We start from the raw sequence: 14,254 nt of genomic DNA, 5'->3' as shown, positions 1-14,254 counted from the left end.
TTGATAGAAAGCCTTACAGGTTATGGATTTTCTGAAAAAGGAACATTCAGAGTTGAGGCAAAATCTCTAAATCACAGATTTCTTGAGATAAATTTAAAACTGCCTGCAATACTCTCAAAACATGAGATTGAAATCAGAAATCTTATAAGAAAAAATTTTCAAAGAGGCAAAATAGATCTTACTGTAACGATAAATCAGAAAGAAAAAACAGGCAGGGTTTATCTCAATAAAAATCTTGCAAAGCAGCTTTATGAAGCATTTATTGATTTAAAAAAAGAGTTAAGTATTCTCGGCTCCATTGATATTTCAATGTTTTCAAACTTCAGAGAACTCTTCATATATGAGGAAGAACAGCCTGATGTAAATACTCTTATGCTTGCCGTATCAGAGGCTCTTGAATTACTTCATGAGATGAGAAAAAAAGAAGGACAGATAATTCAGCAAACTTTAACAGAAATTACTGATAATCTTGAAAAAGACATAGCAACTTTAGAGAGTTTTGTTGATTTAAGTTATAATAACTATATTAACTCTTTAAAAAATAGAGTAAAACAGTTGATAACTGAAAACAACCTTGATGAAAAAAGGATCTTAGAGCAGATTATTTTATATGCTCAGAAGACAGACATTAAGGAGGAAGTTGATAGACTTAAGAGTCATATTATTCAGTTTAAGGAAAACATCATGAAAGGTGGCAGTGTGGGGAAAAAACTTGATTTTTTACTTCAGGAAATGAACAGAGAAATAAATACAGTGCTGGCGAAAACAGAGGATTTTCAGATCAAAACCCTTGCGATTGAGATAAAAACAAAGATTGAAAGACTTAAAGAACAGATTCAGAATATCCAATGAGTTTCATAAACATCGGTTTTGGCAATATAGTGTCTCTATCAAGGATTGTTGCTGTAGTGAATCCTGGCTCTTCGCCCATGAAAAGAATGAAAGAGGAAGCAAAAAAAAGAGGAAAACTTATTGATGTAACTGAAGGAAGAAAAACCCGTTCAATTATAATTACGGATAGTGACCATATAATACTTAGTGCTTTACAGGTTGAAACAATCTTACAAAGGATTAATGAAGCAAACATGGTGAATGATGGAACTTTATAAAAGAGGAAATATTTTTGTTATTTCTGCTCCTTCAGGCACTGGTAAAACAACATTGTGCGATAGACTGCTCAAAGCACTGACTGATTTAAAAATGAGCATTTCTCATACAACAAGAAAGCCAAGACCTGGAGAGACAGACGGAGTTGATTATTTTTTTGTGGATAAAGAAACCTTTGAAAAAATGATATCCAATGAAGAGTTTATTGAATGGGCAGAGGTTTATGGAAATTTTTATGGAACATCAAAAAATGTTATATCTCAACTAATGAAACAGGGATACGACATACTGCTTGATATTGACGCGCAGGGAGCAAAAAGCATAAAAAAACTTTATCCTGAGAGTATTTTGATTTTTATTCTTCCACCTTCTATGGAAGAACTTGAGAGAAGACTTTTACAGAGAAATGAAGATAAGGATACAATAAAAAAGAGATTGAGCAAAGCAGAAGAGGAAATCTCACAGTATAAATTTTATGACTACATTGTAATAAATGATAATATTGAAGAAGCATTAAATGACCTGCTTTGCATAGTCTGTGCTGAAAGACTTAAAACAAAAAGAATAAAACATGATGAAATAGAAAAAATCTTCAAAAAATAAGGAGGAAAATAAAATGGAAAGAAAAGAACAAACCCTTGATATTATCTCTCTACCAATAGAAATTGACAGAACTAAAATTGATTCAAGATATCGTCTTGTGCTTATAGCAGCTCAAAGAGCTGCTGAACTTTCTCTCGGTGCCACATCAAAATTAGAAAAAAAGGCAAAAAAAGTTACGACCACAGCAATTCTTGAGGTTTTATCAAACAAAATAGATTATATTACAGGTGAAGAAGCGCTGAAAGCAAAAGAAAAGATTGACCAGGTTGATGTTAAAAAACTTCTTGAAGATAAAAGAAGAGCAATTCCTGACCTCAGCGAACTTGAAAAAGATCTTAAAGTTTACTTACACGGTAAGGAATCTGCTGAAAAATTGCTTGAAGAATTGTTTTCAGAACAACCAGAACAGCATTCTGATGAACAAGAATAATTAACAGTGAAGGATTTTTTAAAAAATAGAAAAATTCTGATAGGCATAACAGGAAGCATTGCAGCTTATAAAGTATTAGAGATAATCAAACTTTTAAAAGAATCTGGTGCTGAGATCTTTCCTGTTATGACTGAAAAAGCAACTTATTTTGTTACACCTCTAAGTATTGAAATATCCTGTGGCAACAAGGTTTTGATTGATATGTTTCAGGAACCTCTCTCTCATATTGAGCTTGCAAAAAAATGCGATCTCTTTTTAATCGTGCCAGCCACTGCAAATTTAATCAATAAATATGCCTGTGGAATTGCTGATGATCTTCTTACAACAACTCTTCTTGCCTTTCGTGGTCCGGTAATCATAGCTCCTGCCATGAACTGGAGAATGTATAAGGCTTCACAGGTTCAAAAAAGCATAGATTACTTAAAAAACATAGGAGTTGAATTTGTAGGACCTGAAGAAGGTTGTCTTGCCTGTGGTGAAGAAGGGATAGGAAGGCTTGTAGGTGCTGAAAAGATTTTTGAAGCAGTAGTTTCAGCTTTAACTGAAAAGGATTTAAAAGGACAGCATGTTCTTGTAACAGCAGGACCTACACGGGGATACATTGATGCCATAAGATTTATAACGAACAGATCATCAGGTAAGATGGGTTATGCCCTGGCAAAAATTGCAAAAAGAAGAGGTGCAAAAGTAACCCTTATAAGTGGTCCTTCAAATATTGAACCTCCAGAGGTGGATAAATTTTTCAGGGTTGAAACAACTGAGGAAATGCTTGAAAAAGTCATGGAAAGTATAGATTCTGCCACAATTCTTTTAATGGCAGCAGCACCAATTGACTTTGAGCCTGAGAAATTCTACAATACAAAAATTGATAAAAACTCAATAAATTCCATATCCCTCAAGCTATGTCCTGATATCCTTAAAGAAGTTTCAAAGCTCAAGAAAAAGCCCTTTACTGTAGGCTTTTCTGCTGAAGCAGGACTCAATACAGAAAGAGCAAAGAGGAAGCTCAGGGAAAAATCTCTTGATATGATTGTTCTGAATGACATTATACAAAAAAATACAGGAATGCAGTCCGATACTAACCAGATAATAATGCTATACAAAAAGGGAAATAAATTTTTTGAAGAAAAAACTGAATTACTACCAAAAGAAGAAATAGCCAGCCTGATTCTTTCTAAAATCAAGGAGTTAAAAGTTGGCAAATAAATATGAAAAGAGATTTAAAAAAGTTCTTGATAAAATTACTTCTCCAGCATTTTTAATAACGAATCTTAAAAATATCAGATATTTAACGGGCTTTAAAGGCTCCTTTGCCGTTGTTCTTTTAACTCATAAGGGGCTTTTTCTTTTTGTTGATTTCCGTTATGTGCAACAGGCAAAAAAGGAAGCTTTTGGTGAAATTGTTTTTTTTAAAGATTCCTGGATCAATGCTTTAATAAAATTTATGAATGACTTGAACATAAAAAAAGTTTCTTTTGAAGTCACCTGCAGTGTGGAAACTTTTTTAAAACTCAGTGGCAAAATTGACCTGGTTCCCGAGTATTATGTTGTTGAGCATATTAGAGCAGTTAAGGATGAAGAAGAGATTGAAAATATAAAAGTAGCAGTTAAAATAGCTGAAGAAGCTTTTTTACGGATTAAACATCTTCTCAGACAGGGCATTACAGAAAAAACAATAGCAAGAGCTCTTGAAAATGAGATAAAAAAACAGAGCGATACTTTACCTTTTCCTGCAATCGTAGCATCGGGAGCTAACTCTTCAATGCCTCACTGGCGAAACTCTGACAAACAACTCAATTATGGTGATTTTGTTATAATTGATTGGGGTGCAGAATATGAAGGTTATTTTTCTGATATGACTAGAACATTTATAATAGGAAAGGCGGACAATAAAAAGAAAGAGATTTATGAGATAGTAAATAAGGCTAAACAGGAAGCAATCGTGGCATGTAAAGCAGGGGTGCTTGCAAAAGATATTGACCAGGCAGCAAGAAATCTGATAAAACAATCAGGTTATGAAGAAAACTTCGGGCACGCCACAGGTCATGGAGTTGGACTTGATGTTCATGAATTTCCAAAGATAAATTATCAATCTGAAGAGATAATTGAGCCTGGCATGGTTTTTACTGTGGAGCCTGGAATTTATATTGAAGGCTTCGGTGGAGTAAGAATAGAAGATATGGTTGCTGTAAGAGAAAATTCAGTGGAAATTTTGACTTCACTTTCAAGAGATTTAGAAATTTTATAGGAGGTAGAGGAATGATTTCAACATCAGAGTTTAAAAAGGGCTTAAAGATTGAATACAAAGGAGAACCATATGAAATAATTGATTTTCAACACGTAAAAATGCAACAAAGAGCACCAATTGTAAGGACTAAAATAAAAAATCTTAAAACAGGAAGGGTTCTTGAAGAAAACTTCCCTGCTGGAGAAAAATTTGAAAAACCAGAGCTTGAAGAAAAACAGATGCAGTATCTTTACTCTCACGGAGACTCCTATGTTTTTATGGATATGGAAACCTATGAACAGATTACCATACCAGCAAACAGAATTGGAGATGCGCTGGATTATATAAAAGAAGAGATGATTGTTGATGTGATTTACTACAAAGGTGAGCCTCTTGTAATTGAGCCACCAATGTTTGTTGAATTAAGAGTTGTTGAGACTGAACCAGCCTTTAAGGGTGATACAGCTTCTGGAGGAACAAAACCTGCCCGTCTTGAAACGGGTCTTACAGTAAAAGTTCCTTTCCATATTCAGACAGGTGATTTATTAAAGATTGATACAAGAACAGGAGAATATATTGAAAAGATAAAGGAGTGAATGATGGAACTTGAAGAAATAAAAGAAATTATATCCTTTTTAAAGGACACTGATGTAACAGAGTTAAATATTGAAAAGGAAGGTTTTAAAATCAGAATTAAAAGGGGATATGTCTATGCTCCTGTAGAAATTGCAAAACCCACCAAACAATCAGCAGAATCCTTACAACCTTCCTATCATGCAGAAGTTTTAAAAGAAGAGGAAGTTCTTCACACAATTACCTCTCCACTTGTTGGAACATTTTATAGAGCTTCTTCTCCTGACGCTCCACCTTTTGTTGAAGTTGGCTCAAAGGTGCAAAAGGGGCAAGTCCTGTGCATAATAGAGGCAATGAAAATTATGAATGAAATTGAAAGTGATGTTTCAGGAGTTGTGAAAAAAATACTCGTTGAAAACGGACAGCCTGTTGAGTATGGAGAACCACTATTTTTAATTGAGGTAACTTAGTAATGGAGTTATTCAAAAAAATTCTCATTGCAAATAGAGGAGAGATAGCTGTAAGAATTATCCGTGCCTGTAGAGAACTTGGTATAAAAAGCGTTGCAGTTTACTCCGAAGCTGATAAGGAATCTTTACATGTGAAACTTGCAGATGAAGCAATATGCATAGGTCCTGCAAATCCTGCTCAGAGTTATTTAAATATTACTTCAATTCTTTCTGCAGCAGACATAACAGATGCTGAAGCAATTCATCCTGGTTATGGATTTTTATCTGAAAATGCCCAATTTGCAGAGGCTTGCGTGAACTCTGGGATAGTGTTTATTGGTCCTACTCCTGAAAACATCAAAATTGGAGGAGACAAAGCAAAGGCAAGGCAGATACTCAAAAGAAAAGGTGTTCCTGTAGTTCCTGGAAGTGACGGACCGGTGAAGGATGAAGAATCCTGTATGAAGGTAATCAAAAGAATAGGACTTCCTGTAATATTTAAAGCTTCTGCAGGTGGTGGTGGAAGAGGAATGAGAATAGTAAATGATGAAAAAGACATTGAACAGGCTTTTTTCATGGCTCAGAGAGAAGCCCTCGCAGCGTTTGGAAACGGTGAACTTTATATTGAAAAGTATTTCCCGAAAGTAAGGCACATAGAAGTACAAATACTTGCTGATAAACAAGGTAATATCATTCATCTTGGCGAAAGGGACTGTACAATACAGCGCAGACACCAGAAATTGCTTGAAGAAGCTCCTTCTGCTGTTTTGAATGAAAAACTAAGAAAAAAAATAGGTGAATATGCTGTAAAAGCTGCTAAAGCGTTGAAATTCAGAAATATAGGCACTTTTGAGTTTATTGTTGATGATGAATTAAATCCTTACTTTATTGAGATAAATACCAGAGTTCAGGTAGAACATCCAGTAACAGAGGAAATTACTGATATTGACATTATTAAAGAACAGATCAGGCTTGCCAAAGGATATCCTTTGTCTTTTAAACAGTCTCAAATTAAATTTCGTGGACATGCTATAGAATGTAGAATTAATGCAGAAGACCCTGAAAAATTCATTCCCTCTCCAGGCATAGTAGAATTCATACATCTTCCAGGTGGTCCGGGCATAAGAGTTGACAGCTTCCTGTATCAGGGATGCAAAGTACCTCCTTACTATGATTCACTGGTAGCAAAAATCATCACCAAAGGAGCAAACAGACAGGAAGCAATAGACAGAATGAAGAGAGCTCTTCAGGAAACACTGATAAGAGGTATACAAACCAACATACCTCTATTTCTAAAAATTCTTGACCACCCTGATTTTATCAAAGGAAAGTTCTTTACTGATTTCATCCAGATGATGAACAGTAAGGAGTGAAGATTCTATCTATTAATTATCCCAGGTCTTGATATTGACAGGAGTAATTTGCTATTCTTTTATAGAGCTTTATGAAAAAAAATCTTGCAGATATTATTGAGAATTTATTTAAAATAAAAAGCACAGGACTGCTTACTGTAAATTTTTCATCAGAAAAAAATCTGCTCAAGTTTTACCTTAAAAATGGAGAAATCTATCATATATCCTTTGGCTTTCAAAAGGGTAGACGATGTTTGGATGAAATATCTTTCAGACAGCCAGTTTCATATAATTTTATTCCTCAAATTTCAATTGATATAACAAGCAATGATATTCCTTCAACAGAAGATATAATAAAAAATTTGCAAAAGTTGGACAAATTTGTAATTTCCTCAGATTCTTCTTTTGTTCAGGCTTCAGAGTTTCAAAAAATAAAAGATGACATAAAAACTGCATTAATCAGGCAAATTGGTCCCATTGGAGGAAAAATTACAGAAAAATATATCAATGAAAAATGGGTTCCTTCCCAGCCACCATCAAAAGAGGATTTTCTCAATTTAATTGATATGTTAAAGGAAGAGATAGAAGACCCTCAATCAAAAAGAGAGTTTTTAAACGAGGTAAATAAAATTTTAGGAGGTTTATAAATGAAAATAGAATTTGGATTAAGAACAGGAATAGCTCTTCCTCTTTTAGCAACTTTAATTGCTGGAATGAGCATATTAGTTGTTTTCAACTATATCATGCAGGTAAATCTTTTAAAAGATGAAGAAAACAGAAACATTGAAGCATCAATTAACACTGCTCAGCTTTTACTTGAAACTGCAACGATTCATTATCAACAGATGGCTAACTTAGTGGCCCAGATGTCAGATGTTCAGGAAGCTGTTAATAAAAAAGACAGAAACCGCTTAATAGACAAATTCCTGCCTGCTTTTAATTCTCTAAAAGAAAACTTTGGTCTTGCTCAATTTCACTTTCACATACCTCCTGCAGTTTCTCTTGTGCGACTTCATGATCTTAGTCATTTTGGTGATGATATCTCAAAGGAGCGTAAAACTGTAGTGCAGGTACAAACAATTCATAAAGGTACAAGGGGCATTGAGATTGGTTTAGGAGGAGTTGGGTTAAGAGGAGTTGAACCAATTTTTTACAAAGGTGAATTTGTAGGAAGCGTTGATTTTGGCGGTGGATTGAAGACGGAGATTGATCAGATTAAAAAAGCCATAAATGCTGATACAGGAGTTGCTATTTACAAGGATTTGCTCACTGGCTGGCCTGGCTTAAAAGATGTAAAACATACTTTTGGTCAATGGGTTTGTCTTTATTTTACTCAGCCAGATCCGAAACTGTTTATCTCTGAGGCTTCTTTAAAAAGGGCAGCTCAATCAAAAGGCAGATACTATACTGAAGTGGTTTCTTATGCAGGTAAAGAATATATTGTTGCTTATAGCCCTCTTAAGGATTTCTCTGGTAAAATCATAGGTTTTATATATCTTGTGAAAGAAAGAATTCTCAGCCCAGTTAAAGTTTTTACAATTCTTGGTATAAATGTTTTAGTTTATATTGTAATGCTCATAGTAATAGCTCTTTTAATTGGATATGGCATGAATAAATATGTAATAAATCCTATAGTTGCACTTACAAAGGTTACAGATGAAATATCTATGGGTAAAACATCTCAAAAAGTAGAGATTAAAGATGCTCGTGGAGAGATAGCTACACTGGCAAGGGCTGTGGAAAGAATGCGTATAACAATGAAAAAACTTCTTGAATAAGGAGTAAAAAAATGGCAGGAGAAAAAATATTAGTAATGGATGATAGCCCTCTTGTAAGAAAACTTGCAGAGGTTTCTTTGCAGGAAGCTGGATATGAAGTCTATACAGCGAGTGATGGAGAAGAAGGATTAAGACTTGCTGAAGATATCAAGCCTGATCTAATTTTAGTTGACTTTATAATGCCCAAGATGACAGGTTCTCAGGTTTGCAAACTCATAAGGGAGAATGAAACTCTTAAAGATATTCCCATTATTCTGATCACTGGGAAAGGTGAGACAGTGGGACAGACATTTATTGAAAAATATGGAATTCTGGATTATTTTATAAAACCTTTTAAATCTGAGGACCTGGTAGACAAAATCAATCAAGTCTTAAGTAAAGCGATGGAAGTTAAAGAGATCACTGAAGAAATTCCTGTTTTTACTTATGAAACACCGGAAGCAGAAATAAAGGAACTGCAAGAAACAGAGCCTATTGTATTACCTGAAACAGAAGAAGTATTCTCCATTGAAGAGAAGGAGATTGATTTAACAAAAGAAATTGAATTAAAGGAAGAAATATTTGAAAAGCCTGAACCAATGCAAAAAACACAGGATTTGTTTGAGCCAGCAGAAGTTGAACTCCCAGAACTGGAGGTGCTGGAAAAAGAGGAAAGCTTTGGAGCACAAGAAGTTAAACCTGCCCAGGATTTATTGAAAGAGCCTCCAAAAACAGAAATTGAAGAAGTTAAGCCTGCTTTGGATTTAACCATTCTGGAAAAATTAATAGAGAACAAATTTAATAGCTTTTATGAACGATTTGAAAGCTCTGTTGAAGGAGTATTAAAAAAATACGGTTTGATAAAAGATTCTTCTGTGATTCTCTCTGGCAATTTAAATCTCTTTAAAATTCAGGAAATTTTTGCTCTAATTAATTCTAATGGTTTAAATGGTATCTTTTCTGCTTACAGTAATGCAGTAGCATACGAATTTCTATTTATGGGTGGAAAGATTATCTATGGAATCTCAAACCTTCAGAAACAAAAAATTGGTGATAAACTATTAAATGAACTTTCTCAAGAAGAGATCAGGGACATTACCATTGAAGCATTGAATTCTTTAAAGAATCTTCAAAATGTAAACTTTATTTTTGAAAAGAAAGATTTGTCAGACATGAGGTTACTGAATAAGACAGGCTATAATCCATTAGAGCTTTTTAAAGAAAAATGAAAATGATATAATATAAATTTAAGGGAAGCTTAAAATGCATAGAATTCTTGTTGCAGAAGATTCGGTTACAGATGCAAAATATATTGAGTCCATTCTTAAAGAAGGTGAATATGAGCTTTTTTTTGCGAAAGATGGTGAGGAAGCTGAAGAATTGATAAAAAAAGAAAATTTTGATCTGGTTATTTTAGATGTGGTCATGCCTAAAAAAAATGGCTTTCAAATTTGTAGAGAGATAAAGAAAAATGAAAAAACAAAAGATATACCTGTAATCATTGTTAGCTCTAAAAAAGAAGAAGCTGATAAATTCTGGGGAAAGCAGCAGGGAGCTGATGAATACATTACAAAACCCTTTGAACCAATTGATCTTTTGGTGGCTATAAAGAGATGTCTGAAGAAATAAAAGAAAAAACAGAAAAATCCTATTGTGTCTTAGGCGTAGGGGAAAGAGAGTTTCTTGTCCCGAAAGAAAGCGTTGTTCAGATTCTGGATATTACGCGAATATTCCCTATTCCAGGAGCTCCTGATTACATTGTTGGAGCTTTACCTGTAAGAGGCAAAATAATTCCTGCTGTGGATCTGGCAAAGATTTACAATATTGAAAGATTAAACTATTCTGATAATAAACTGCTCGTTATTGAAGTAAAAGGTGAAAAAATAGGAATTTTATCGGATATTACGCCCTTTTTTGTTAGTTTTGACTCCGATATACCTATTGAAGATTTTATTGAGCCTGAAAAATTATTTGAACAACTTAAAGTGAGTTATCAAAAACCCGAGGAAAATTTAAAGAGTGGTTTTCCTGGTGAAACCACTATAGGGAAACAGGAAAAATGACAAAACTCAGAAAAGATGATAGATAAATCTGAGCTTATAAAATATTTTTTACTGGAAGCAGAAGAACATGTAAATACCTTAATTGAAGGTATAGAGGAGCTTGAAACTAAAGGATACAACAGAGAAACCATAGAAAGCCTCTTCAGAGCAACTCACACTCTAAAAGGTTCTGCTTCAATCGTTAAATTCAATAAAATTGCCACACTATCACATCGCCTTGAAGACCTTTTTGAAGCTCTCCTGAATGAAGAGATAAACTATGAAAATTCTCTTATTTACCACATTAAAAAAGCTATTGATGCAATAGTGGGATTTATAAATGAAATACACGAGACAGGCGAGGAAAAAAGCGAGCTTGATGAGAAATTTATAAAATCAATTGAAAATATTCTCCATAAAAAACAAGCATTTGTTGAAGAATGCGAGCCTGCAGTTTTTAAAACCGTTCCTGTTAGTAATACTGTCAGAGTTGGACTTGAAGTAATTGACCATATTCTTACTTCTTTAGGAGAAACTCTTGTCCAGAAAAATACGATAATGGACAAAGAAAAAGAACTATTAAACATTGTAGAAGAAATACACAACAGCGGAAAAAGACTTCTAAAGGAAATAACTGATTTTTCAGACAGATACTACTTATCCACTCAAAATAAAGATGAAAAAGTTATAGACAGTTTTTTTGCTGACTTCAGCGATCTTGAATTTGACCGTTATGATGAATACCATATTTTTTTAAGAAAAATTCAGGAGATAACAAATGATATAACAGAGGGTATAAATTCATTGTTTAGTTTTTCTGAAAATCTTTCATATCACTTCAAATCTCTTAACAAAGAAATCAACTATTTAAAAGACAGCCTGATTGAGATAAGAATGATACCAATTGGAAAGCTTTTGCACAGGCTTTCTGAAGCCGTGAAAGACATAGCAAAGGCTCACGGAAAAATTATTGAAATAGAGATTAAAGGAGCGGAAACAAAAATTGACAAGCCAATTTTTGATTTACTGTATGAGCCAATCCTTCATATTCTTCGCAATGCTGTACAACATGGAATTGAGTATCCTCAAGAAAGAATAAGAAAAGGAAAAGAGCAGACAGGTCACATACAAATTAATGTACAAAAAGAAGGGAAATATATTGTAATAAATATCAAAGATGACGGTAGAGGAATAGATATTGATAAAGTGAAAAGAATAGCTGTTCAGAAAAAATTTATTACTCCTGAATATGCTCCCTTTGTTTCAAAAGAAGAAATTCTATCTTACATATTTGCTCCAGGTTTTTCCACTGCAGAAGAGTTAGATTTCCAGAGTGGAAGGGGCATAGGACTTAATATTGTTAAGACAGCAATCTCAAAACTTAAAGGCACAATAGAAGTCTCTTCAAAGCTTGATAAAGAAACGAATTTTGTAATAAAAATCCCGCAATCATTAACTATAAGCAATCTTTTAGTATTTACTTCCCACAATTTGGATTTTGCTCTACCCATCAACTATATTGAAGAAATTTTAACACTGGAGGACTTTCCGCAGGCAATCATAGAAAGAAAGATTAATCATAAAAATAGAATTATTCCTCTGAAAGTATTTTCAGAAGTTTTTTTCTCTGTCAACGGTAAAAAAATTGAAAAAGGGTTTATAGTTGTTTTTAATTTTTCAGGAATAAGAAAAGGACTTATTGTTGAAGAAATTCTGGGACACGAGGAAGCAACAGTTCATAGTTTTGGAAAATTTCTTGAGGGATTAACTCAATATCTTGGCTATTTTATATCTGGCAAAGGCTCTCCAAGATATGTAATTGATCCCTTGAAGCTATTTGAAGAAGAGTTTATATTTACAACCCCATTGCCTGAGAAAATTACAGAGCCTTTTACATACAAAGGTTCTGTCCTGATTGTGGATGACTCTATAAGTGTGAGAAAGAGCTTACAAAGTATTCTTGAGGATAAAAAACTGAAAGTGTACACTGCAAAAGACGGGGCTGAAGCTTTAAATTTACTGGAAAGAAAAAAAATTGACCTCGTAGTAACTGACCTTGAAATGCCTGTAATGCACGGCTATGAACTTATCAGCAGAGTAAGAAAAAATCCAAAATTTAAAAATTTACCAATAATAGTTCTTACTTCAAGAGGAACAAAAAAACATGAAGAAAAAGCCATTGCACTGGGAGCAGATGGATATATTGTAAAGCCTTTTGATGAAAAAGCCATACAGGAGCAGATTCTTAATCGCCTTATTTATTCAGAATCGCTTTAAACTCTAAATTTTTCAGTTACATTAACGAATTCTTTTGAAGTATCTGATAGAGAACGAGATATGTCAGTAAGCTCATGGCTTATTTCATAAACATTTTCAGTCACTTCTTTCACTTTTTGAGCTGAACTTACCTGCTTATCTGTTATTTCTTTTTGTTTCATAGTGTATTCATTAATGTCATCTATAACTTGTCTTATTCTCTTTATGATTGAATCAATCTTTTCAAATATTTCTGTTGTTTGATTTACCATGTCTGTTCCCATTTCAACATAGTTTGTTTCCTCTTCAAGATTTTTTGTAACTGCTGTAGCTTCTTCCTGAATTGCTGTAATAATGTCTGCAATGTTTTTTGAAGATTTAGCTGTCTTTTCAGATAAAGTTCTTATTTCTTCAGCAATAACGACAAATCCTTTACCCTCCTCACCCGCTCTTGCAGCTTCAATTGAAGCATTTAGAGCAAGAAGATTTGTTCTGTTTGCAATATCACTAATTATTGTTGAAATTGTTCCTATCTCCATTAATTTTTCCGAAAAAAGCTTCATTCTTCTATTTATTCCCTGAACAGCTGTCCTGATTAGTTGCATGCTGTTAATTGTCTCTGTAACAATTTCATTACCCTTCAGGATTGCATCAATGGCTTCTTTTGAAACATCTGTTGCAGCAGAGGTTTTATCTCTTGTCTGTAAAGCAATGTCTGAAGCATCTTCAATAAGGGATACTATTTTTTCAATCTCCTGTTTTTGTATTTCTGCGCCTGTCTGTAATTTTTGAATTATTTCATTTAGAATGTTACTTTTCTGTCCTACATCCTCTGCTGTGTTTTTAACTTCTCTTACAAGTTCACTCAATCCATCTGTCATAAGATTAAAGGCATCTGCCAGAGAACCAAAAACATCTGGTGTGACTTCTGCTTTCTGCGTGAGGTCTCCTTCCGCTGCCTGAGTCATTATCTGTAAGAACTTTATAATATTGTTCTGCATCTCTTTTCTTTGTTCTTCTGTCTGAATTAATGTAGAAAGTTTATCCATCATTTGATTAAAAGCATCTGCAATTTTTTCAAATTCATCACCTGTTTTCAATTTTATTCTTTTTTCAAAATTTCCTTTTCTTATAGCTTCCACCGCATCTTCAATCGTTGAAAGGGGAGATATAATCTGTTTTCTAAACCATAAAACATTGGCTGTTGATATCCCTATCAATGCCAAGGCAAATACTCCCATAACAGGGGCAAATTTTAATAGACTATTTATAATTCCCATTTTTTTCATAATAAATTCTTCCCCATAAATTTCGTATCCGGTAATTATAAGTCCAGAAACAAGAATAATGGTTGAAAGAACAATGGACAGATTGAATACAATAAGAAATTTTCTATAAAGACCTTTTGGCTGTTTAAGTTTTGATTTAGATGCTTCAGGCATATACTTTCCTCCTGTT

The 14,254-nt window shown here is 33.7% G+C and carries 16 protein-coding genes; 15 read left to right on the top strand and 1 reads right to left on the bottom strand.

The features are described 5' to 3' along the window. The 15 genes from V4D30_RS05755 (at window position 1) to V4D30_RS05685 (ending at window position 12,817) form a co-directional block, all read left to right on the top strand. Window positions 1–852: a YicC/YloC family endoribonuclease gene (locus V4D30_RS05755; RefSeq protein ID WP_353683368.1), complete on the top strand. Its 852-nt coding sequence runs from the start codon at window positions 1–3 to the stop codon at window positions 850–852. Beyond that, window positions 849–1,109 (top strand): DUF370 domain-containing protein, encoded by a 261-nt coding sequence (locus tag V4D30_RS05750; RefSeq protein WP_353683367.1) that lies wholly within the window; start codon window positions 849–851, stop codon window positions 1,107–1,109. The genes V4D30_RS05755 and V4D30_RS05750 overlap by 4 nt, the downstream gene beginning before the upstream one ends. Next, on the top strand, window positions 1,093–1,710 hold the full coding sequence (gene gmk, locus V4D30_RS05745) for a guanylate kinase (protein ID WP_353683366.1): 618 nt from the start codon (window positions 1,093–1,095) through the stop codon (window positions 1,708–1,710). The genes V4D30_RS05750 and gmk overlap by 17 nt, the downstream gene beginning before the upstream one ends. A gap of 13 nt (window positions 1,711–1,723) precedes the next feature. After that, on the top strand, window positions 1,724–2,140 hold the full coding sequence (gene rpoZ, locus V4D30_RS05740) for a DNA-directed RNA polymerase subunit omega (protein WP_353683365.1): 417 nt from the start codon (window positions 1,724–1,726) through the stop codon (window positions 2,138–2,140). Between the two features lie 6 nt (window positions 2,141–2,146). Further along, entirely contained in the window at window positions 2,147–3,346 is a 1,200-nt protein-coding gene (coaBC, locus tag V4D30_RS05735) for a bifunctional phosphopantothenoylcysteine decarboxylase/phosphopantothenate--cysteine ligase CoaBC (protein ID WP_353683364.1), read from the top strand. Further along, the gene (locus tag V4D30_RS05730; RefSeq protein ID WP_353683363.1) at window positions 3,336–4,388 is read left to right on the top strand and encodes a Xaa-Pro peptidase family protein; all 1,053 of its coding nucleotides are present in this window, start codon (window positions 3,336–3,338) and stop codon (window positions 4,386–4,388) included. The genes coaBC and V4D30_RS05730 overlap by 11 nt, the downstream gene beginning before the upstream one ends. 11 nt (window positions 4,389–4,399) lie before the next feature. Continuing rightward, complete coding sequence (gene efp, locus V4D30_RS05725; protein ID WP_353683362.1) at window positions 4,400–4,963, top strand: elongation factor P; 564 nt, start codon at window positions 4,400–4,402, stop codon at window positions 4,961–4,963. Further along, window positions 4,964–5,410 carry an acetyl-CoA carboxylase biotin carboxyl carrier protein gene (accB, locus tag V4D30_RS05720; protein WP_353683361.1) on the top strand — a complete coding sequence of 149 codons (447 nt, stop codon included), beginning with the start codon at window positions 4,964–4,966 and terminating at the stop codon, window positions 5,408–5,410. A 2-nt stretch (window positions 5,411–5,412) separates the two neighbouring features. After that, a complete protein-coding gene (gene accC, locus V4D30_RS05715; RefSeq protein ID WP_353683360.1) occupies window positions 5,413–6,762 on the top strand; it encodes an acetyl-CoA carboxylase biotin carboxylase subunit in 1,350 nt (449 codons plus the stop codon). A 71-nt stretch (window positions 6,763–6,833) separates the two neighbouring features. Continuing rightward, window positions 6,834–7,388 (top strand): hypothetical protein, encoded by a 555-nt coding sequence (locus V4D30_RS05710; protein ID WP_353683359.1) that lies wholly within the window; start codon window positions 6,834–6,836, stop codon window positions 7,386–7,388. After that, the gene (locus tag V4D30_RS05705; RefSeq protein ID WP_353683358.1) at window positions 7,389–8,519 is read left to right on the top strand and encodes a cache domain-containing protein; all 1,131 of its coding nucleotides are present in this window, start codon (window positions 7,389–7,391) and stop codon (window positions 8,517–8,519) included. 11 nt (window positions 8,520–8,530) lie between these two features. Beyond that, entirely contained in the window at window positions 8,531–9,727 is a 1,197-nt protein-coding gene (locus V4D30_RS05700; RefSeq protein ID WP_353683357.1) for a response regulator, read from the top strand. A 34-nt stretch (window positions 9,728–9,761) separates the two neighbouring features. Beyond that, window positions 9,762–10,127 (top strand): response regulator, encoded by a 366-nt coding sequence (locus V4D30_RS05695; protein ID WP_353683356.1) that lies wholly within the window; start codon window positions 9,762–9,764, stop codon window positions 10,125–10,127. After that, window positions 10,112–10,561, top strand: coding sequence for a chemotaxis protein CheW (locus V4D30_RS05690; RefSeq protein ID WP_353683355.1), 450 nt, complete (start codon window positions 10,112–10,114; stop codon window positions 10,559–10,561). The genes V4D30_RS05695 and V4D30_RS05690 overlap by 16 nt, the downstream gene beginning before the upstream one ends. A 15-nt stretch (window positions 10,562–10,576) precedes the next feature. Next, entirely contained in the window at window positions 10,577–12,817 is a 2,241-nt protein-coding gene (locus V4D30_RS05685; RefSeq protein ID WP_353683354.1) for a response regulator, read from the top strand. Here the strand turns inward: V4D30_RS05685 and V4D30_RS05680 are convergent. Continuing rightward, window positions 12,814–14,238, bottom strand: coding sequence for a methyl-accepting chemotaxis protein (locus tag V4D30_RS05680; RefSeq protein WP_353683353.1), 1,425 nt, complete (start codon window positions 14,236–14,238; stop codon window positions 12,814–12,816). The genes V4D30_RS05685 and V4D30_RS05680 overlap by 4 nt on opposite strands. Window positions 14,239–14,254 lie beyond the last annotated feature (16 nt).

It is taken from the genome of Thermodesulfovibrio sp. 3907-1M (genome assembly GCF_040450955.1).
In the GTDB taxonomy this organism is placed as follows: domain Bacteria; phylum Nitrospirota; class Thermodesulfovibrionia; order Thermodesulfovibrionales; family Thermodesulfovibrionaceae; genus Thermodesulfovibrio; species Thermodesulfovibrio autotrophicus.
This window is presented reverse-complemented; position numbering and strand designations above follow the sequence as displayed.

What these genes read in the sequence shown, in the direction of transcription:
- rpoZ (WP_353683365.1), top strand. Translation starts at nt 1,724, where the DNA reads ATGGAAAGAAAAGAACAAACCCTTGATATTATCTCTCTACCAATAGAA.
- V4D30_RS05710 (WP_353683359.1), top strand. Translation starts at nt 6,834, where the DNA reads ATGAAAAAAAATCTTGCAGATATTATTGAGAATTTATTTAAAATAAAA.
- V4D30_RS05690 (WP_353683355.1), top strand. Translation starts at nt 10,112, where the DNA reads ATGTCTGAAGAAATAAAAGAAAAAACAGAAAAATCCTATTGTGTCTTA.
- V4D30_RS05705 (WP_353683358.1), top strand. Translation starts at nt 7,389, where the DNA reads ATGAAAATAGAATTTGGATTAAGAACAGGAATAGCTCTTCCTCTTTTA.
- accB (WP_353683361.1), top strand. Translation starts at nt 4,964, where the DNA reads ATGATGGAACTTGAAGAAATAAAAGAAATTATATCCTTTTTAAAGGAC.
- gmk (WP_353683366.1), top strand. Translation starts at nt 1,093, where the DNA reads ATGATGGAACTTTATAAAAGAGGAAATATTTTTGTTATTTCTGCTCCT.
- V4D30_RS05685 (WP_353683354.1), top strand. Translation starts at nt 10,577, where the DNA reads ATGATAGATAAATCTGAGCTTATAAAATATTTTTTACTGGAAGCAGAA.
- V4D30_RS05700 (WP_353683357.1), top strand. Translation starts at nt 8,531, where the DNA reads ATGGCAGGAGAAAAAATATTAGTAATGGATGATAGCCCTCTTGTAAGA.
- accC (WP_353683360.1), top strand. Translation starts at nt 5,413, where the DNA reads ATGGAGTTATTCAAAAAAATTCTCATTGCAAATAGAGGAGAGATAGCT.
- V4D30_RS05695 (WP_353683356.1), top strand. Translation starts at nt 9,762, where the DNA reads ATGCATAGAATTCTTGTTGCAGAAGATTCGGTTACAGATGCAAAATAT.
- V4D30_RS05680 (WP_353683353.1), bottom strand. Translation starts at nt 14,238, where the DNA reads ATGCCTGAAGCATCTAAATCAAAACTTAAACAGCCAAAAGGTCTTTAT.
- V4D30_RS05750 (WP_353683367.1), top strand. Translation starts at nt 849, where the DNA reads ATGAGTTTCATAAACATCGGTTTTGGCAATATAGTGTCTCTATCAAGG.
- efp (WP_353683362.1), top strand. Translation starts at nt 4,400, where the DNA reads ATGATTTCAACATCAGAGTTTAAAAAGGGCTTAAAGATTGAATACAAA.